Annotated in this window: 19 protein-coding genes and 2 rRNA genes; all 21 read right to left on the bottom strand. The window is 46.2% G+C overall.

What is annotated here, in order from left to right:
* Window positions 1–180: 180 nt before the first annotated feature.
* A complete protein-coding gene (gene rplK, locus D1B31_RS20110; protein ID WP_142922610.1) occupies window positions 181–606 on the bottom strand; it encodes a 50S ribosomal protein L11 in 426 nt (141 codons plus the stop codon).
* 197 nt (window positions 607–803) lie between these two features.
* Window positions 804–1,337 carry a transcription termination/antitermination protein NusG gene (nusG, locus tag D1B31_RS20105; RefSeq protein WP_118923796.1) on the bottom strand — a complete coding sequence of 178 codons (534 nt, stop codon included), beginning with the start codon at window positions 1,335–1,337 and terminating at the stop codon, window positions 804–806.
* A gap of 222 nt (window positions 1,338–1,559) precedes the next feature.
* Window positions 1,560–1,742: a preprotein translocase subunit SecE gene (gene secE / locus D1B31_RS20095; protein ID WP_118923792.1), complete on the bottom strand. Its 183-nt coding sequence runs from the start codon at window positions 1,740–1,742 to the stop codon at window positions 1,560–1,562.
* A gap of 38 nt (window positions 1,743–1,780) precedes the next feature.
* Window positions 1,781–1,930, bottom strand: coding sequence for a 50S ribosomal protein L33 (rpmG, locus tag D1B31_RS20090; protein WP_118923790.1), 150 nt, complete (start codon window positions 1,928–1,930; stop codon window positions 1,781–1,783).
* Between the two features lie 108 nt (window positions 1,931–2,038).
* Window positions 2,039–2,644, bottom strand: a complete 606-nt coding sequence (gene sigH / locus D1B31_RS20085; RefSeq protein WP_420846136.1) for an RNA polymerase sporulation sigma factor SigH — start codon at window positions 2,642–2,644, stop codon at window positions 2,039–2,041.
* A 114-nt stretch (window positions 2,645–2,758) separates the two neighbouring features.
* Complete coding sequence (locus D1B31_RS20080; protein ID WP_118923786.1) at window positions 2,759–3,268, bottom strand: NYN domain-containing protein; 510 nt, start codon at window positions 3,266–3,268, stop codon at window positions 2,759–2,761.
* Window positions 3,269–3,270: 2 nt separating this feature from the next.
* Window positions 3,271–4,014 carry a 23S rRNA (guanosine(2251)-2'-O)-methyltransferase RlmB gene (gene rlmB, locus D1B31_RS20075; RefSeq protein WP_118923784.1) on the bottom strand — a complete coding sequence of 248 codons (744 nt, stop codon included), beginning with the start codon at window positions 4,012–4,014 and terminating at the stop codon, window positions 3,271–3,273.
* A complete protein-coding gene (locus D1B31_RS20070; RefSeq protein WP_118923782.1) occupies window positions 4,007–4,435 on the bottom strand; it encodes a Mini-ribonuclease 3 in 429 nt (142 codons plus the stop codon). Before D1B31_RS20070 ends, rlmB begins: the two co-directional genes overlap by 8 nt.
* A gap of 3 nt (window positions 4,436–4,438) precedes the next feature.
* The gene (cysS, locus tag D1B31_RS20065; protein WP_118923780.1) at window positions 4,439–5,836 is read right to left on the bottom strand and encodes a cysteine--tRNA ligase; all 1,398 of its coding nucleotides are present in this window, start codon (window positions 5,834–5,836) and stop codon (window positions 4,439–4,441) included.
* Window positions 5,817–6,485: a serine O-acetyltransferase gene (cysE, locus tag D1B31_RS20060; RefSeq protein WP_240035365.1), complete on the bottom strand. Its 669-nt coding sequence runs from the start codon at window positions 6,483–6,485 to the stop codon at window positions 5,817–5,819. The genes cysS and cysE overlap by 20 nt, the downstream gene beginning before the upstream one ends.
* Before the next feature lie 496 nt (window positions 6,486–6,981).
* Window positions 6,982–8,439 (bottom strand): glutamate--tRNA ligase, encoded by a 1,458-nt coding sequence (gene gltX, locus D1B31_RS20055; protein WP_118923778.1) that lies wholly within the window; start codon window positions 8,437–8,439, stop codon window positions 6,982–6,984.
* Window positions 8,440–8,797: 358 nt separating this feature from the next.
* Window positions 8,798–9,280 carry a 2-C-methyl-D-erythritol 2,4-cyclodiphosphate synthase gene (gene ispF / locus D1B31_RS20045; protein WP_118923776.1) on the bottom strand — a complete coding sequence of 161 codons (483 nt, stop codon included), beginning with the start codon at window positions 9,278–9,280 and terminating at the stop codon, window positions 8,798–8,800.
* 277 nt (window positions 9,281–9,557) lie between these two features.
* Window positions 9,558–10,271: a 2-C-methyl-D-erythritol 4-phosphate cytidylyltransferase gene (gene ispD / locus D1B31_RS20040; protein WP_118923774.1), complete on the bottom strand. Its 714-nt coding sequence runs from the start codon at window positions 10,269–10,271 to the stop codon at window positions 9,558–9,560.
* Between the two features lie 39 nt (window positions 10,272–10,310).
* Entirely contained in the window at window positions 10,311–11,393 is a 1,083-nt protein-coding gene (locus D1B31_RS20035; RefSeq protein ID WP_118923772.1) for a PIN/TRAM domain-containing protein, read from the bottom strand.
* 107 nt (window positions 11,394–11,500) lie between these two features.
* Complete coding sequence (gene radA, locus D1B31_RS20030) at window positions 11,501–12,880, bottom strand: DNA repair protein RadA (RefSeq protein ID WP_118923770.1); 1,380 nt, start codon at window positions 12,878–12,880, stop codon at window positions 11,501–11,503.
* Between the two features lie 130 nt (window positions 12,881–13,010).
* Window positions 13,011–15,449, bottom strand: a complete 2,439-nt coding sequence (gene clpC / locus D1B31_RS20025; protein ID WP_118923768.1) for an ATP-dependent protease ATP-binding subunit ClpC — start codon at window positions 15,447–15,449, stop codon at window positions 13,011–13,013.
* Window positions 15,450–15,462: 13 nt separating this feature from the next.
* Complete coding sequence (locus D1B31_RS20020; RefSeq protein WP_118923766.1) at window positions 15,463–16,536, bottom strand: protein-arginine kinase McsB; 1,074 nt, start codon at window positions 16,534–16,536, stop codon at window positions 15,463–15,465.
* A 1-nt stretch (window position 16,537) separates the two neighbouring features.
* On the bottom strand, window positions 16,538–17,086 hold the full coding sequence (locus tag D1B31_RS20015) for a protein-arginine kinase activator protein McsA (protein WP_118923909.1): 549 nt from the start codon (window positions 17,084–17,086) through the stop codon (window positions 16,538–16,540).
* A 56-nt stretch (window positions 17,087–17,142) separates the two neighbouring features.
* Window positions 17,143–17,604: a CtsR family transcriptional regulator gene (locus D1B31_RS20010; protein WP_118923764.1), complete on the bottom strand. Its 462-nt coding sequence runs from the start codon at window positions 17,602–17,604 to the stop codon at window positions 17,143–17,145.
* Window positions 17,605–18,782: 1,178 nt separating this feature from the next.
* Window positions 18,783–18,898, bottom strand: a 5S ribosomal RNA gene (rrf, locus tag D1B31_RS20005).
* Window positions 18,899–18,973: 75 nt separating this feature from the next.
* Window positions 18,974–19,101 (bottom strand): 23S ribosomal RNA (locus D1B31_RS20000); the annotation flags it as partial.

The following is a 19,101-nucleotide window of genomic DNA, read 5'->3' as shown; positions in this document are numbered from 1 at the left end:
ATTGTGGTTTTAACGGAATGGACCTCCCACGTTAAAAGCGAAAAGCACCTAATCGCGGTGCTTTGCCGGCGGACCCGGCAATCTGTCCCGGCAGCCGGAAGGCCAACTGACAGAACAAAGGTTGCGTGTGATAAATCAGCTACGCAACCCCAAAGTCAAACCTTAACAGTGAAGCATGGATTAATCTTCGATTGAGATACCCATGCTGCGCGCTGTACCTTCAACCATGCGCATTGCTGATTCAACGCTGGCCGCATTTAGGTCAGGCATTTTCTGTTCAGCAATCTCGCGCACTTTGTCGCGCTTAACTGTCGCTACTTTATTACGGTTAGGCTGGCCTGAACCAGACTGAATTCCTGCCGCTACTTTCAAAAGAACTGCAGCTGGAGGAGTTTTCGTAATAAATGTAAAGGAACGGTCTTCAAATACCGTAATTTCAACAGGAATAATCAGACCTGCTTGGTCTGCTGTACGGGCGTTAAATTCCTTACAGAATCCCATGATGTTCACACCAGCCTGACCAAGCGCAGGACCAACCGGTGGCGCCGGGTTCGCTTTGCCGGCAGGAATTTGCAATTTAACTACCTTAATAACTTTTTTAGCCACGAGACACACCTCCTTAAAAAGTCCGTGATGTGGTAAACAGGGGAATCCCCCTCCCACTCAATATAAAAGCCTTTATTTACATAAAGAGCTTGGCAAATGTCCGGTTTGTTGTCCAAGACATACTGACCTTTGAAATGTTACCACTTTTCACTCTTGATTTCAAGCTATTTTACAAGAACTGTTTAATTTTTCTTCGGCTATAGTTTGTCAATTTGCGAGAAGTCCAGTTCTACCGGGGTATCGCGGCCGAACATGTCAACTAGGACACGCAGCTTTGATTTCGTTTTATCCATTTCTTCAATGACACCCGTTTTGTCGGTAAACGGACCTTCCTTCACCCTGACCGTTTCTCCAATTTCGAAGTTGACATCGACGCGTTTTTCTTCCACGCCCATCCGCTTTAAAATAGCGGCTACTTCTTCAGGCAGAAGTGGGGTAGGTTTGGAACCGGAACCAGCGGAACCTACAAATCCTGTTACGCCAGGCGTGTTGCGGACAACATACCAGGAGTCATCTGTCATGACGATCTCCACAAGCACATATCCAGGGAATACTTTCCGCTTTACCGTCTTCTTCTTTCCATTTTTAAAATCAGTTTCTTCTTCTTCCGGAACAACAACGCGGAAAATTTTATCCTGCATCCCCATTGATTCAACCCGCTTTTCAAGGTTTGCTTTCACTTTATTTTCGTATCCGGAGTACGTATGGACTACATACCAATTCTTTTCCATTTACAAGGACTTTAACGTCCGTCCCTCCCTGCGTTTTTCTTTTTAGGCCTTTTCCTGCAGCAATTCGATACAAAGTTAAACCAATCTGCGACCTTCGCTTCGGGCACCCATAGCTTTACGGGTGCGCCTGCCATGATTTTAAACCAAATGAAAAAACCCGTTAAACCGGGCTTTGTAAAAAAATTCTTCATTATTTCCCATTATACCATGAACAGGTTCTGTTTATTCAAGGATCAAGCGAATCAACTTTGAAATACCCAGATCAATGCCGGCGAAAAAGACGGCGAAAATTGCTACAGTTGTAATGACAGTAATCGTATAACGGGTTAGTTCTGCTCGTCTTGGCCAGCTGACTTTTCTCATTTCGCGAGCGATTTCGCGAAAAAACTTTGATACGCGCTGCATTATTGTGACCTCCATCTATCTCGTATGCCAATCCTGCTTTATTTTGTTTCCTTATGGACCGTTGAAGCATTGCAGGTTTTGCAGTACTTTTTTAATTCAAGCCGTTCGTTGTTGGCTTGATTATTTGCGGTTGTTGTATAATTCCTCGACCCGCACACTACACAGGCAAGGGCTACTTTTTTGGACATTTTGTCACCTGCTGCCATTTTTTTGTCCCTAAAACTGTAACATGGCGACCAGTTACTGTCAATAACCACTGGAAAGGGTTTCAAATAAAAGGCCAATCCAGCTTCGGCTCACTGCGAATATTCCCTTACTTCAAGATAACGCTCAAGCTTTCTTTTCACACGCTGGAGTGCATTATCGATCGACTTTACATGGCGGTTTAGTTCTTCGGAGATTTCCTGGTAAGACTGGCCGTCCAGATAGAGGGCCAGGACTTTTCGCTCCAGGTCACTTAGCAATTCACTCATTTTTATTTCGATATGGTCAAATTCTTCCTGGTTGATGATAAGCTGCTCCGGGTCCATTACCTTTGTGCCGCTCAAGACATCCATTAATGTCCGGTCAGATTCATCATCAAAAATCGGCTTGTCCAAGGAAACATAGGAATTCAAAGGAATGTGCTTTTGTCTGGTGGCTGTTTTAATTGCTGTAATAATCTGCCTTGTAATACAAAGCTCAGCAAACGCCTTGAACGATGTAAGTTTATCTTCCCGGAAATCACGGATTGCCTTATAAAGTCCGATCATCCCTTCCTGGACGATATCTTCCTTATCCGCGCCAATCAGAAAATATGATCGTGCTTTCGCCCTGACAAAATTGCGGTATTTGTGGATTAAGTAATCCAGAGCTTCACTGTCGCCGCTATGCACTAAATAAACGATCTCTTCATCCTCCATAACAAGAAACTCATTGCCTGCTCTCGAACTTACATCCACACTCACTGAGATCCCCCTCGCATGCACATGCATAGTTAGCAATATTATACAGCAGGTAAATTTTAAGCGTCAATGTTACTTTTGCCCCCTTCTCCATTTTTCAAAGATTTCTGCCAGATCTTCGCTTATCGGAATACGGGTGACAGGCTTCTTTTCCTGGATACTGCGGACACTCTTTTCAATCGTTTTTTCAAGCGTTGACATTTCCAGAAGCAGCTCCCTGGCGGACTTTCTCAACGCACCTTGTCCAAAAATAACCCATTGCTCAGTAAAATCGGATGTTGCTACATGGATTTGCGTTTTTCGGTTACTTAGCTCTTTTGCCAACTTTTCAATCCGTTCATCCGCTGTTTCATTTTCTCTTGTGTAAATGACTTCCACCTTATGATTTTTAAGCTTCGTTTCAATCCCTTTAACATAATACGCATCAAAGACAATGATGACCCGGTATCCGGAGTAGCCTTGATATTCCGCCATCAGCTCGATTAGCCTGTCCCTCGCAGCGGCCAAATCGCCTTTTTTTAATTCCCTAAGCTCCGGCCAAGCACCGATTATGTTATAGCCGTCAACGAGAAGGATATCCATTCTCAGCCCTCAAGGGGGTTTCGGTTGCGGTACACTTCGTACATCAGTAAAGCAGCCGCAACCGATGCATTTAGCGAAGTAACTTTCCCAGCCATCGGCAATCGGACGAGAAAATCACACTTCTCCCGGACTAGCCGGCCCATTCCTTTTCCTTCACTGCCAATGACTAGACCAAGCGGCATTGTAAAATCCTGTTTACGGTAATCATGGCTTCCTGATGCGTCTGTTCCCGCAATCCAAATGCCGCGTTCTTTCAATTCGTCGAGTGTCCTCCCCAGATTGGTGACTCTAGCGACCGGAATATATTCAATTGCCCCTGTTGAAGCCTTGGCAACCGTCTGTGTAAGGCCGACCGCGCGCCGCTTCGGAATAATAATGCCATGGGCGCCCACTGCATCCGCTGTTCTCATGATCGATCCCAAATTATGCGGGTCTTCGATTTCATCGAGAATGAGGAAAAACGGCACCTCGCCTTTCGTTTCCGCCGCTGCAAAAAGGTCATCCACCTCTGCATATTGATAGGCCGCAACAAAGGCGAGCACCCCTTGGTGGTTTCCATCAGTCTTCTGGTCTATATTTTTCTTCGGTACGTATTGGACAATCACGTTCGCTTCTTTGGCCAATTCTATAATACGTTGCATTTGCCCGCGCTGGGACCCTTCGGCAATTAGGATTTTATTAATATCCCGGTGAGACCTTAACGCCTCCAGGACGGGGTTTTTGCCAATGATGATATCCTCACTCATCCTTAACCCTTCCTTTCCTGCCCTCTACATACTCGAATGCCTTGACAATCAGCTCCTCAAGGCGTGTACTTTCCCCCGCCAAATAGAGCGAGCCCATTAATGCTTCGAATGCGGTGCTGTGCCGATAGGTGACAACATCGGTGTTTTTTGGCACCGAGCCCGATTTAGCATTCCTTCCCCGTTTAACAACCGCGAGTTCTTCTTCAGTCAGAATTTCCGCTTCAATAAAATGAAAAAGAATTTGAGATTGGGCTTTTGCAGATACATATTTCGTCGCTTCCGCATGCAGGCGGTGCGGCTTCGCCCTGCCGCTTTGGAGGAGATGGCGCCGGACATAGACTTCAAGCACCGCATCCCCCATATAGGCAAGCGCCAGGCTATTCAACTGTTTTTCATCAATCGCTGTTTCATAATGGAGCATTTTTTAGCCTCTTTTCCATCTCGTACCTTGAGGCGTATCCTCTAAAATAATATTCATTTCCTTCAGCTGGTCTCTTATTTCATCCGACAGCTTGAAGTCGCGGTCCTTTCTCGCCTGGTTCCGCTTCTCAATCAAAGCCTCGATTTCTTCATCTAGCAGCTCCTCGGACCCTAGTTTCAGACCAAGTACCTCGAACAATTCCTCAAACTCTTTCGCAAACCGGTCAATGACTTCAACGGCCGTACTTTTTTCCAAAAGATACTGGTTTGCCAGTTTGGACAAATCGAATAGAACCGAGATCCCATTCGCTGTATTAAAGTCATCATCCATTTCCTTGATGAACTGTTCCCTCAGGCTGTCGATTTGCTTAACCCACTGGCAATTATCATCTGTTAACCCGGTACTTGATTCCCTTCTATGCAATAGATTTTGATAGGAGGTCTTCAGCCTTTCAAAAGCGGCCCTTGTATTTTCAAGCAACTCTTCACTGTAGTTGATCGGATTCCGGTAATGGACCGACAGCATGAAAAAGCGGAGAACCTGAGGGTCGTGGTTTTTAATAATTTCATGGACAAGAACGAAATTGCCGAGTGATTTCGACATTTTTTCGTTATCAATGTTAATATAGCCGTTATGCATCCAATAGCGGGCGAAAGGTTTCCCTGTTAACGCTTCTGATTGGGCAATTTCATTTTCATGGTGCGGAAAAGCAAGGTCCTGACCCCCGGCATGAATATCAAGTGTATCCCCAAGGTATTTTCTTGCCATCGCCGAGCACTCAATATGCCAACCTGGACGTCCTTTGCCCCACGGACTGTCCCAAGATATTTCGCCTTCCTTGGCTGTCTTCCAGAGGGCAAAATCAAGGGCATCTTCTTTCTTCTCGCCCCGTTCTATCCTGGCCCCAACCTTCAACTCATCGATTGATTGGTGGGAAAGCTTCCCATAGCCATCGAACTTCCTTGTCCTATAGTATACATCTCCGCCCGCTTCATAGGCATAACCTTTCTCAATCAGAGAAGCGATGAATTCAATAATAATATCCATATTTTCAGTAACCCGGGGATGGACATCCGCCTGCTTACAGCCAAGTGCCGTTACATCCTCAAAATAGGCATTGATGAACCTTTCCGCGATGGCAGGAACATCTTCCCCCAGTTCATTTGCCGCCTTGATGAGCTTGTCGTCCACATCTGTAAAGTTCGATACGAAATTCACATCATAGCCACGGAACTCGAAATACCTTCTCACAGTATCAAACACAATTGCGGGACGCGAATTCCCTATATGGATATAATTATAAACAGTCGGGCCACAGACATACATTTTTACTTTTCCCTCTTCAAGGGGAATGAACGGTTCTTTTTTCCTTGTCAGTGTATTATAAAGCTGAATCGCCATGTTCATTGGCTCCTCTCTGTTGAATCGCATTGAGTGTTCGTTTTAATTGATTCATTTCATTTTCCAATTCCCGGAATCGGTCTCCGGTCGGATCCGGAAGATCTGTATGGTCAAGTTCCCTGCCAACCTTTACCCCGTTTTGGATGACGACTTTTCCTGGGATGCCGACAACGGTCGAATGGGCCGGGACGTCCTTCAGCACGACGGAGCCAGCGCCAACCTTGGCATGTTCGCCGATGGTAATTGAGCCAAGCACCTTCGCACCCGCTGCTATAAGGGCATTGTTGTGGATTGTCGGATGGCGTTTCCCCTTCTCTTTTCCTGTTCCGCCGAGAGTAACGCCCTGGTATACAGTTACATTATCCCCGATTTCACACGTTTCACCAATGACCACCCCCATACCATGGTCAATAAAGAAGCGTCGGCCAATAGTCGCTCCGGGATGTATTTCAATGCCCGTAAAAAACCGGCTGATTTGGGATATCAATCTTGCCAAAAAGAAAAACTTCCGTCTGAATAACGAATGTGCGAAACGATGGGCCCATATGGCATGCAGGCCGGAATATGTCAACACGACTTCAAAGGTGCTCCTTGCGGCCGGGTCCTGTTCAAACACCACATCAATATCTTCCCTCATCGTTTTAAACATCATTTTTCCCTCCCTGCTAAGGAAATCTGCTTTAAAAAAGTTAAAAGAAGCCTTAGGCGGCTGCTCCTGCGCCGGTGTAAACTTGAGGAAGCTTCCTTCAACTCGGCGCAAAGCTGCAAAGAAGTTACTCAGGCAGCTGCTTCCCTCCAGTCCATACGGCGCTAAACGGCTGCTTCCGCATTTCCATAAAAAAACGCCTCTGTCCTATAATAGACAGAGACGCTTGTGCGCGGTTCCACTCTGTTTGAGCATGTTCCTTGATTTCACTAAGGACCCAGCCCCAACTCAAACCTGTTAACGGCAGGCGCCGCCTGTCTCCTACTGCGGCTTTCGCCGGTTCGGGCAGGACTCAGGGGTGCATTTCAAAAAAGCGAGAGGCTTAAACCACTTTCAGCCGATGATGGTTCTCTCTTTCAAGCATCGTTTTCCTACTTTTCCCCGTCTCAGATTTCTTGCTATTTGGTTACTCTTACTATATACCATTTTAGGCCAATTGTTAACTAATTAATTGACGTAATCTTGTTTGAACTTTTTCTTTTCCGAGCAGTTCGATGGTTTTTGGCAAGTCCGGTCCATGTGTCTGGCCGGTTACTGCCGCGCGGATTGGCATAAATAGCTTCTTTCCTTTATGTCCCGTCGATTTTTGAACAGCCTTCATCGCAGCCTGAATTCCAGCCGCTTTAAACTCATCCAGTTTATTAATTTCATCCAGGAATGCCTTCATGACTTCCGGCACTTGCTCCTCGGCAAGGACAGCCTTTGCTTCATCGTCAGGAGTTGTTTCCTCACGGAAGAAATTATCGGACAGAGCGACAATCTCCGCGCCATAGCTCATTCTCTCCTGGAAAAGGGCAATCAGGCTAACAACCCACTCTTTTTCTCCCCCGGCTAGTTCAGGCTTTACAAGCCCCGCTTTCACAAGATGCGGCAGCGTGATGCCAACTAGCCTGTCGAGGTCTGCCTTTTTGACATACTGGTTGTTCATCCAGGCTAGCTTTTGCTTGTCAAAAAGTGCGGGTGATTTTGAAAGCCGCGCAGGATCAAACTTTTCAATAAATTCCTCTTTCGAGAAGATTTCTTCTTCCCCTTCCGGCGACCAGCCAAGCAGCCCGATAAAATTGAAGAGCGCTTCAGGTAAATAACCCAGCTCCTCATATTGCTCAATAAACTGGATAATCGATTCATCCCGTTTGCTCAATTTCTTCCGGCTTTCATTGACAATCAACGTCATGTGGCCAAAAACAGGCGTGTCCCAGCCAAGTGCTTCATAGACCATCAACTGTTTCGGCGTGTTAGAAATATGGTCATCCCCGCGAAGGACGTGAGTAATTTCCATAAGGTGGTCATCAATGGCAACCGCAAAATTGTAAGTTGGTGTCCCATCTTTTTTAATGATAACCCAGTCACCCATGCCTTCGGATTCGAAAGAAACGGCACCCTTAACAAGATCATCGAATGTATAAGTTTTCCCGTGGGGCACTTTCAAGCGGATGCTCGGAAGACGGCCTTCTTCTAAAAGGCGTTCCTGCTCTTCTTTCGTCAAGTTCCTGCATTTTCCAGAATATTGGGGGGTTTCTCCGCGGGCTGACTGCTCCTCCCGTTCTGCCTCCAACTCTTCCTCTGTGCAGTAGCATTTATAGGCATGGCCTGCTTCGACAAGCTGTGAATAGTACTTCTTGTAAATCTCAATCCGTTCAGACTGCCTGTAAGGGCCGTACCCGCCATCCTTATCGACACTCTCATCCCAGTCGATGCCGAGCCATTTCAAATACTTTAGCTGGCTCTGTTCCCCGCCTTCAATATTCCTTTTTTTATCCGTATCTTCAATCCGAATGATAAAAGTGCCGCCATGGCTGCGCGCAAACAGATAATTGAAAAGCGCGGTCCGGGCGTTTCCAATATGTAAATGTCCTGTCGGGCTAGGCGCATACCGCACTCGAACTTTATTTGACATAAGAATCCTCCTAAAATGACTTCTATATAGGTTGAACTATAGACTTTCTCTCTAAGTAGAATCTAATGGTTGATTTGCGCTTCAGGCACTTCGCTTTCCGCGGGGCGTCATTGGAGCCTCCTCGGCGCCAGGGCGCCTGTGGGGTCTCCACCTTGCCGCTGCAGCCCGCAGGAAATTGATTGGCATCATTGAATCTGCCCACGCACGAAGAAAATGCGTAGCATTTTCGAGGAGTCTTCGTGCCTTTCGCTTCAATCAACGGACTTCTCGACTAATTTTTGTAATAATTAAGTTCAACCTACCTTTTATCGTTCCATTTTACCATTTTGGCCAATAAGCGGAAAGCTCGGCTTAAAGCCTACCTGGTTCTTTTTTGCAAAAGAACAGCCACTTGAGAGGCAATTCCTTCGCCTCTTCCTGCAAATCCAAGTTTTTCCGTTGTGGTTGCTTTTACATTAATGCGGCTGGGATCGGTCTCAAGTAGCTCCGCAATTCTTTCCCTCATTGCACCAATATACGGCGCCATTTTCGGTTTTTGAGCGATAATGGTGCAATCGGCATTACATAATTCATATCCCTGTTCTTTTACAAGCTTCCAGACATGCTCAAGCAATTTAGCCGAATCGGCATCCTTGAATGCTTCGTCCGTATCCGGAAAGTGTTTGCCGATGTCCCCGGCACCTATTGCGCCAAGGCATGCATCCGCGACTGTATGCAATAGAACATCAGCGTCCGAATGGCCGATCAGGCCTTTTTCATAAGGAATTGTAATTCCTCCGATAATAAGCGGACGCCCTTCTGTTAACTTGTGAACATCAAATCCCTGTCCAATCCGAAACATAATACGTATCTCCTTTATAGTAAGCTTTGCATTTTTGTTACTGTCTTGGCTATGTAATTTGGCTGTTGATTTCCACTTCGGGCACACGCCTTCCGCGGGGCGTCAGTGGAGCCTCCTCGGCGCCAGGGCGCCTGTGGGGCCTCCACCTTGCCGCCACATCCCGCAGGGCATTGATTGGCATCCCCGAGTTTGCCCACGCACGAAGGAAATGCGATAGCACAAGGAAAGCTTTTGTGAATTGGCCTCGCAGGAATTATGCGATAGCATAATTCACGATTTACGAGGAGTCGGTGCCCTTCGCTTCAATCAACTTAGTCCTCGTTTTTAAGATGGCTTCCGCGAAAACTAGGTCCTCCTGTGTTGTCAGCTTGATATTGTTGTAGTCGCCCGGAACAACTGCGACAGGATGCGGGATCCTTTCTACAAGGCTTGCATCGTCCGTTCCGAGAAACCCTTCCATTTCTGCCTTTTTATGAGCCTCCAACAACACTGAAACGCGAAAAGCTTGTGGGGTTTGGACTGCCCACAAGCTGGAACGTTCAATCGTTTCGACAACATGATCTCCGGCCACTTTTTTCACAGTATCCTTCACAGGAACAGCCACAATTGCTGCCCCATCGCGCTCGGCTGCTTCAGTAAGCATTTTGATCATTTCTTTTGTGATGAAGGGGCGTGCGGCATCATGTACAAGGACAAGGCCTGAATTCGTGACGGCTTTTAGTCCATTGTACACACTTTGCTGCCGCTCGGCTCCCCCCTGCGCAAAGATGACCTGCTTGTTAATTTTATATTGATCAAGAAGACTTTTAATTTGGTCCTGTTCCTCCGGATTAACCGCCAGAATCATGCCATCGCAGTCTTTGTCCTCGTCAAAAACCAAAAGTGTGTGTATTAGGACAGGCATATTGTTCAGTTCTAGAAAAAGCTTATTGATTCCTGCTCCCATTCTTTTCCCCTGGCCGGCAGCCGGAAGAATTACCTGATAAGACATAAGAAAACCCCAAATTCATTTAATAGTCCTTGGCCTTTTTTACAGCGCCTTTTCATAAAGTTTCGGCTTTGCAAAAATCATCCGTCCTGCCGATGTTTGCAGCACACTGGTCACCATGACATCAATTCTTTTGCCAATGTACTCACGGCCTTCTTCAACCACTATCATCGTTCCGTCATCAAGATAGGCAACACCCTGATGGTGCTCCTTTCCGTCTTTAATAACCTGGACACTCAATTCTTCGCCTGGCAAAACAACCGGCTTGACTGCATTCGCCAAATCATTGATATTCAAAACCGAAACATTCTGGAACTCACTAACCTTATTTAAGTTAAAATCATTCGTAACAAGTATTCCGCCCGTTTTCTTCGCCAGCTTGACGAGCTTGCTGTCGACTTCCTGAATATCCTCAAAATCGGTTTCACTAATTTCCACATTCACGGCAATTTCTTTCTGAATGCGGTTCAGGATATCAAGCCCGCGCCTTCCTCTGTTCCGTTTCAGCACATCTGAGGAATCGGCAATATGCTGGAGTTCTTCAAGGACAAAACGCGGAATGACAATTGTTCCTTCAAGGAAGCCCGCCTGGCAAATATCCGCGATCCTTCCGTCGATAATGACGCTCGTATCCAATATTTTAAGAGAATGCGTGACCGTCTTTTCCTGCTCCTCTTCCGCCGCTTTTTTCTTCTTGCTAGAAAAGAGGTTCATCATTTCATCCCGTTTTTTAAAGCCAACCTGAAAGCCCAAGTAGCCAAACAACAGGGTCAGGAGAATCGGAGCAACCGTGTTCACGACCGGCACTTCAATTGCATTAAGGGCGAAGCCGATCAAAAATGCAACAATCAATCCAAAAGTTAGACCGAGGCTTCCGAACAGGACATCGGTCACCGGAACCCTAACAAGTGTATCCTCCAGCCATTTCACAAAATCAACCACATACTCAACAGCCCAAAAAGTAAGAAAATAAAAAATGATTGCACCTATAATGGCTGCCATATAGGAATTATTCAATAGTGAGATTCCGCCAGCGCCCATCACTTTTAATAATGGTGGCATTAAAAAGATTCCAAGCGTTCCCCCAATAATCAAGAAACATGCTAGAACCATCCGTTTTAACATACCCACACCTCCTTCTAATCATTATAAACAAAAACCTTAGATTGAAACCTTCTTTTTCCTATTATTTTCCTTATTCGTCACATTTTTATCATTTCTATTCGGTTCTCTTACTCACCGAGAGCCGCCCGCAATGCATCGCTTACAGTAGATACCCCAATCAGCTCAAGTCCCTTCGGACCTGTCCATCCGCCCAGATTATTGGCAGGCAGAATTACCCGTTCAAACCCGAGCTTTGCCGCCTCCTGGACACGCTGCTCAATCCTTGAAACCCGCCTTACCTCACCCGTAAGGCCGACCTCCCCGATGATGCAGTCAGTGGGTCTTGTAGGCTGATCCCTGAAGCTTGAAGCAATGCTCACCGCAACAGCCAAGTCGATGGCCGGCTCATCCAGTTTGACTCCACCGGCAACCTTTAGATATGCATCCTGGTTTTGCAAAAGCATCCCGACTCTTTTTTCCAATACAGCCATTAATAGTGGAACCCGGTTATGGTCAATACCAGTCGCCATCCTTCTCGGGTTCCCAAAGCTAGTCGGTGAGATAAGCGCCTGAATTTCAACTAAAACCGGTCTCGTTCCTTCCATTGAAGCAACCACGGTAGAGCCTGCCGCCCCTCGCGAACGTTCCTCGAGGAAGATCTCGGAAGGGTTTTCTACCTCTTCAAGTCCTTCTTCCTTCATCTCGAAAATGCCCATCTCGTTTGTCGAACCAAACCTATTTTTGACTGCTCGTAGGATTCTATACGTATGGTGACGTTCCCCTTCAAAATAAAGGACGGTGTCAACCATATGTTCCAAAAGCCGCGGACCGGCGATATTTCCTTCCTTCGTGACATGGCCGACAATAAAGATTGCAATGCCTTTTGTTTTCCCAATTCTCATCAGTTCCGCCGTACACTCCCTTACCTGTGAGACGCTGCCGGGAGCAGAGGTAACCTCTGGGTGAAAGACGGTCTGTATTGAATCGACTATGACAAATTCAGGATTTGTCTGCTCAATTGTCCTGCTTATTTCTTCTAGATTGGTTTCAGCGTACACGAATAAATTCCCTGAAGCAACTCCGAGCCTCTCGGCGCGCAGCTTAGTTTGCCTGAGTGACTCTTCTCCGGAAATATATAAAACTTTATGACCTTTATTGGCCAACTGTGAAGAAACCTGAAGCAAGAGCGTTGATTTTCCGATACCTGGATCGCCGCCAATCAGGACGAGCGAGCCTTTCACAACCCCTCCGCCAAGAACCCGGTTGAGTTCTGTCATATTGGTATAAATCCTTGGCTCGGTCACCGTTTCTACTTCAGTGATTGGCATAGCTTTTGACGCCACAGCAGTTCCTTGAGAATGGGCAAAAGCTCCCCGCCTGCCTGTGGAAGCCGGCTCCACTTCTTCAACCATTTTGTTCCATTCGCCGCAGCCCGGGCATTTACCCATCCACTTTGGCGATTCATATCCGCATTCCGTGCACATAAATTTTGTTTTCCGTTTTGCCATCAGCCTGCCCTCTCCAGTTATCTATATTTTCTATTGTTATAATTTTGCATTATAAGAAAAGGCAAGGAGGTGCCGCCAGATAACTAAGCGTGAACCTCCTTGCCTGGTGTAATTCCTTGGCCAGCCGGTTTTACTGGACAGTATCCTTTGCTGCTGTTTTCACAGTGAACTCGCCATTATCCACATCAATTATAACATGCTGCCCTGTCAATAATGTACCTTTAAGCAATTCTTCAGACAGGCGGTCTTCAATATGTTTTTGAATGGCCCGGCGCAATGGCCTTGCACCGTATTCAGGGTCGTAGCCTTCATCAGAAATCTTTTCTTTTGCAGCCTTCGTCAACTCAAGCTTGATATCTTGTTCACTCAGGCGTTTGACTAGCTGGTCCGACAAGAGGGTTACAATTTCCTGAAGATGCTTTCTCTCTAACGAGTGGAAGACGATGATTTCGTCAATTCTGTTCAGAAACTCAGGACGGAACGCTTTCTTCAGCTCTTCCATTACTTTGCTCTTCATATCCTTATAATCCTGTTCGCCATCCTGGATGTTGAAGCCGACATATTTATTTCGCCTTAACGCTTCAGCACCGACGTTCGATGTCATGATTAGGACTGTATTCCGGAAATCAACCGTCCGTCCTTTGGAATCTGTCAATCGGCCATCCTCTAATACTTGGAGAAGGATATTGAATACATCCGGATGCGCTTTTTCAATTTCATCTAGAAGAACAACCGAGTAAGGCTTGCGGCGGACTTTTTCGGTCAACTGGCCGCCTTCCTCATATCCAACATATCCCGGAGGAGAGCCGACAAGCCTTGAAGTCGAATGCTTCTCCATATATTCGGACATATCAATACGAATCATGGCATCCTCATCGCCAAACATTGCTTCAGCTAATGCGCGTGCCAGCTCGGTTTTCCCGACTCCTGTAGGGCCTAGGAAAACAAAGGAACCTATCGGGCGTTTCGGATCCTTCAAACCTGCACGGGCGCGGCGGACAGCTTTTGAAACAGCTTTAACTGCTTCTTCCTGGCCAATAACTCTTGAATGAAGGATTTCCTCTAAATTCAACAGCTTTTCGGTTTCCGTCTGGGCAAGTCTAGACACCGGAACTCCGGTCCAGCTCGATACAACGCTGGCAATATCCTCTACGGTCACTTCACTATTTTCCTTGCCCTGTTGCTCTTTCCAGCTTTTCTTTGTTTCCTCCAGCTGTTCGCGGAGCCTTTGTTCCGTATCTCTTAGCGAGGCAGCTTTTTCGAATTCCTGGCTCTGCACTGCTGCATCTTTTTCTTTGCGTACTTCCTCCAGCTTTACTTCCAGTTCCTTTAGGTTTGGAGGTGTCGTATAAGAACGGAGTCTTACTTTCGAGCCTGCTTCATCAATTAAATCAATTGCTTTATCAGGAAGAAATCGGTCCGATATATAACGGTCGGAAAGTTTGACCGCAGCCTCAATGGCTTCATCAGTAATTGTTACTCTATGGTGTGCCTCGTAACGGTCTCGCAGCCCTTGAAGAATCTGGACTGATTCTTCTGCGGTTGGCTCATCAACTCTGATTGGCTGGAAGCGCCGCTCGAGTGCCGCATCCTTTTCAATGTATTTCCTATATTCATCAAGTGTTGTTGCACCAATGCACTGCAGTTCACCGCGTGCTAGTGAAGGCTTTAGTATATTTGACGCGTCAATCGCGCCCTCGGCACCACCCGCACCAATTAACGTGTGCAACTCATCAATGAACAGAATGATGTTACCCGCCTGCCTGATTTCATCCATCACTTTTTTCAGGCGGTCCTCAAATTCACCGCGGTACTTTGTCCCTGCAACAACCGTTCCCATATCCAGGGTCATTACCCGTTTATCACGAAGGATTTCAGGAACCTCATTGTTCACGATCTGTTGGGCAAGACCTTCAGCAACCGCTGTTTTTCCAACCCCGGGCTCACCGATCAAAACTGGATTATTCTTTGTCCGGCGGCTGAGCACTTCAATAACCCGCTGAATTTCCTTGCTGCGGCCAATAACCGGATCTAGGCTGCCTTCCTTCGCAACAACTGTTAAATCCCTTGCAAGACTATCAAGTGTCGGTGTGTTTGCACTAACAGACGTGCTTCCCGGATGTCCGCCGGAATCATTACTGCCTAACAGCTGCAATACCTGCTGGCGTGCTTTGTTCAGACTCACTCCCAGGTTATTCAAAACTCGTGCCGCCACACCCTCGCCTTCACGAATGAGTCCAAGGAGTATGTGCTCGGTACCTACATAGGAATGGCCGAGTTTGCGTGCTTCATCCATAGAAAGCTCGATAACCTTCTTTGCACGCGGAGTATAGTGAATTGTTTGTGGAACGTCCTGTCCCCTGCCAATCAAGGTCTCAACTTCATTTTGGATTTTCTCTGCCCCAAGCCCTAGTCCATAAAGGGCTTTGGCTGCTATCCCATCCCCCTCGCGGACCAGACCAAGCAAAATATGTTCTGTTCCAATATTATTATGGCCAAGGCGGATTGCTTCTTCTTGAGCCAGGGCCAATACTTTTTGCGCCCTTTCAGTAAAACGCCCAAACATCATAGTCGTTTCCTCCTCATTTATTGTCCAATTCAAATTTCAATCGTTCCCTTATTAGGGCCGCACGGCGGATATCCCTTTCTTCCGGCCTTAGTGGGCCGCCAGCATATTGCTGAAGAAATCCTGGTTGTGTGAGAATCATTAGCTCATTTAAAATTGACCTAGAGATGTTTTTTATATACCCCATATCAATTCCCAACCTGACATCCGATAAACACTGTGCAGCTTCTTTCGTTTCAATAATTCTACTGTTGGACAGGATCCCGAATGAGCGGAACACTCTGTCTTCTAATTGTATGTGTGATGTCTTTGCTAATGCTTCCCGCGCAGACCTTTCTTGGGCTATCAACTGGCTGACAACCCCTGTTAAATCCTCTACAATATCTTCCTCTGTTTTCCCAAATGTAATTTGGTTTGATATTTGAAAAATATTTCCGAGCGCCTCGCTTCCCTCTCCATAAATCCCTCTGACAACAAGGCCTAATTGGCTAATTGCCGGTATAATACCGTTAATTTGCTGGGTCAACAAAAGGCCCGGAAGATGCATCATCACGGAAGCCCGAAGGCCGGTCCCTACATTAGTTGGGCAACTTGTCAGATAGCCATATTCCTCACTAAAAGCATATCGGATACTTCCCTCAAGCCAGTCATCGACCTCATATGCCTCATTAAGAGCTTCCGTAAGCTGAAGTCCAGGAAAAAGACACTGGATCCGGATATGGTCTTCTTCATTGACCATTACGCTAACATCTTCACTCTCAGAAAGAAGGCATGCCCCAAAAGGCGAGTCCTCCGCAAGATTCGGGCTGATCAAATGCTTTTCAACGAGTACCCTTTTTTGCAAAGGTTGAAGTTCATGCATTTGCAAAAGTTCCAGCTTGCCAAAACTCAAGGTGCCTGAATCCGGTATAATCGATTTCAACTTCTCAATAATGGCCTGCCCTTCCTCTGTTGAAAGGAGCACAGGAAATTTGTACTCCTCCAGATTCCGTGCCAGACGAATCCTTGAGCTTAGGACAATGTCTGAATCAGGGCCATCCTCATTCATCCACGAACTGACTGCATGGTTTAAAAAGTTTTCCAAAGACATACTATATCCCTCCCCCGGCATTGCCGCCTATTGAGTTTTCAAGCGATCTTATTTCATCACGCAACTCAGCAGCTTTTTCAAATTCCTCCCGGGAAATGAGCTCCTTCAACTTCTGCTTCGATTCCTCAAGTCTTTTTCGAAGATGAAGAGTACCTCCAAACCTTTTCGGTATTTTGCCGTTATGCGTCCAGTTCCCTCCATGAAGGCGTCTCAGGATTGGTTTTAATTGTTCTGAAAAGGTTTTATAGCAATTTGCACAGCCAAATCTCCCCATTTTAACAAATTGCGGGAAGGACATTTTACAAGTGGTGCACTGAAGTATTTCTTCACGCTGGAATGCATCCCGGCCAGATTGCTGATGTGTTTTATCAAAATGTAGAAGCCCGGCGAGCAAATTATTTATTGAAAATCCCGCTCCACCATTCATCATAAACATATCGCCCTTTTCACGTGCACAATGTTCGCAAAGATGAAATTCGGTTTTCTGGCCATTGAGGATTTTCGTAAAATGCATGGTTGCCGGCCTTTGTGTACATTCATCGCAAATCATCTTTTTCACCTTCTTCATTCATATATGTTATCTCCAAAGGAAAAAACGCCCTTTTCCTATTTGTATTTCAGTGTTGTGAGCATTGCCTTAAGCATTCTTGCCCTTAACTCATCCCTGTAAGGTAGGTCGATATACAAGATGGACCTGTCAATGACACTCATCATGATTTTAGCCTCTCTTTCAGTTATGACATCCTCCTCTACCAACCGCACAATAATACCTCCTGCACGGTTTTGGCTGACTTGGTCCTTGATTAAGGAGAGTATATGGTCAACCAGGTGGGCATGGTCATTTGATTGGACCTTCATGATCCGAATATAACCCCCGCCGCCGCGCTTGCTTTCCACAATGTATCCCCGCTCAATCGTGAACCTTGTGTTGATGACATAATTTATTTGGGAAGGGACACATTGAAATTTATCCGCTATCTCGCTACGCCTGATTTCAACTAAATCCTCCTCACTTAGCTCGAGGACCCGCTTCAAGTAATTCTCGATGATATCAGAGATATTTCTCAACTTGCCACCCCCTTCTGACTTTGACTATATTTGACGTTAATTATACATGATTTTCTTATGTACTTGCAATTCTAACATCTCTCCTATTTTCTCCAAACTCCTCTTCCGCAAAACCTATCAAACAGCCAAAACAAAGGGGGTTTTTTCCTCTACCCCTCTAACAACAAACTAAACAGAAAATAGAATTTTTTGAAGCAGGGGTGAAGCAGGGGGACGGTTCCAGTGCTTCATTCGGGAGGCGAAATACCTTACGAGGCCTTTTTGCATCTTTTTTAAGGCATGGTTTCGGCTGCGGCTTTTGTGCGACAGTAAACTATGGTTTTGAGGCGTTGCTGTCCCATAGCCGGCACTTATTTGACAATAAACCTGGGTTTTGAAGCATTATTGTCGCATAGCAAGCACTTATGCGACAACAAACCTGGATTTTGAAGCACTACTGTCGCATAGCCAGTCCTTATGCGACTATAAAACTTGGTTTTAGAGGATTACTGTCGCATAGACGGCACTTATGCGACAACAAATCTGGGTTTTGAAGCATTATTGTCGCATAGCAAGCCCTTATGCGACAACAAACCTGGGTTTTGGAGCATTACTGTCGCATAGCCAGTCCTTATGCGACAACAAACCTGGATTTTGAAGCATCACTGTCGCATAGCCAGTCCTTATGCGACTATAAAACTTGGTTTTGGAGGATTACTGTCGCATAGCCGGCACTTATGCGACAACAAACCTGGGTTTTGGAGCATTACTGTCGCATAGCCAGTCCTTATGCGACTATAAAACTTGGTTTTGGAGGATTACTGTCGCATAGACGGCACTTATGCGACAACAAATCTGGGTTTTGAAGCATTATTGTCGCATAGCAAGCCCTTATGCGACAACAAATCTGGGTTTTGAAGCATTATTGTCGCATAGCAAGCCCTTATGCGACAACAAACCTGGATTTTGAAGCATCACTGTCGCATAGCCAGTCCTTATGCGACTATAAAACTTGGTTTTGGAGGATTACTGTCGCATAGCCGGCACTTATGCGACAAGAAACCTGGATTTTGAAGCATTACTGTCGCATAGCCGCACTTTTGCGACAGTAACACCCCGTTTTGATGATTTCCTGTCGCATAACCAGTGTTTATTTACAAGCACAAAAAAAGACAACCCATTCAGGTTGTCTTTGTGTTGCCCGGCAGCGTCCTACTCTCACAGGGGCAAGGCCCCAACTACCATCGGCGCTGAGAAGCTTAACTTCCGTGTTCGGGATGGGAACGGGTGTGGCCTTCTCGCCATTACTACCGGACTATTTGGTTTGAGGTTCATTCCCTCAAAACTGGATAATGCAAGAAGAAGTTCGAAGAACGAATGATCAAATAATGTGGTTAAGTCCTCGATCGATTAGTATCAGTCAGCTCCACGCGTCGCCGCGCTTCCACCTCTGACCTATCAACCTGATCGTCTTTCAGGGATCTTACCAGCTTAATGCTGTGGGAAATCTCATCTTGA

The sequence above is a fragment of the Neobacillus notoginsengisoli genome, assembly GCF_003515685.1.
GTDB lineage: Bacteria > Bacillota > Bacilli > Bacillales > Cytobacillaceae > Bacillus_D > Bacillus_D notoginsengisoli.
The sequence above is the reverse complement of the archived record's forward strand: the minus strand, read 5'-3'. Positions and strand labels throughout refer to the sequence as shown.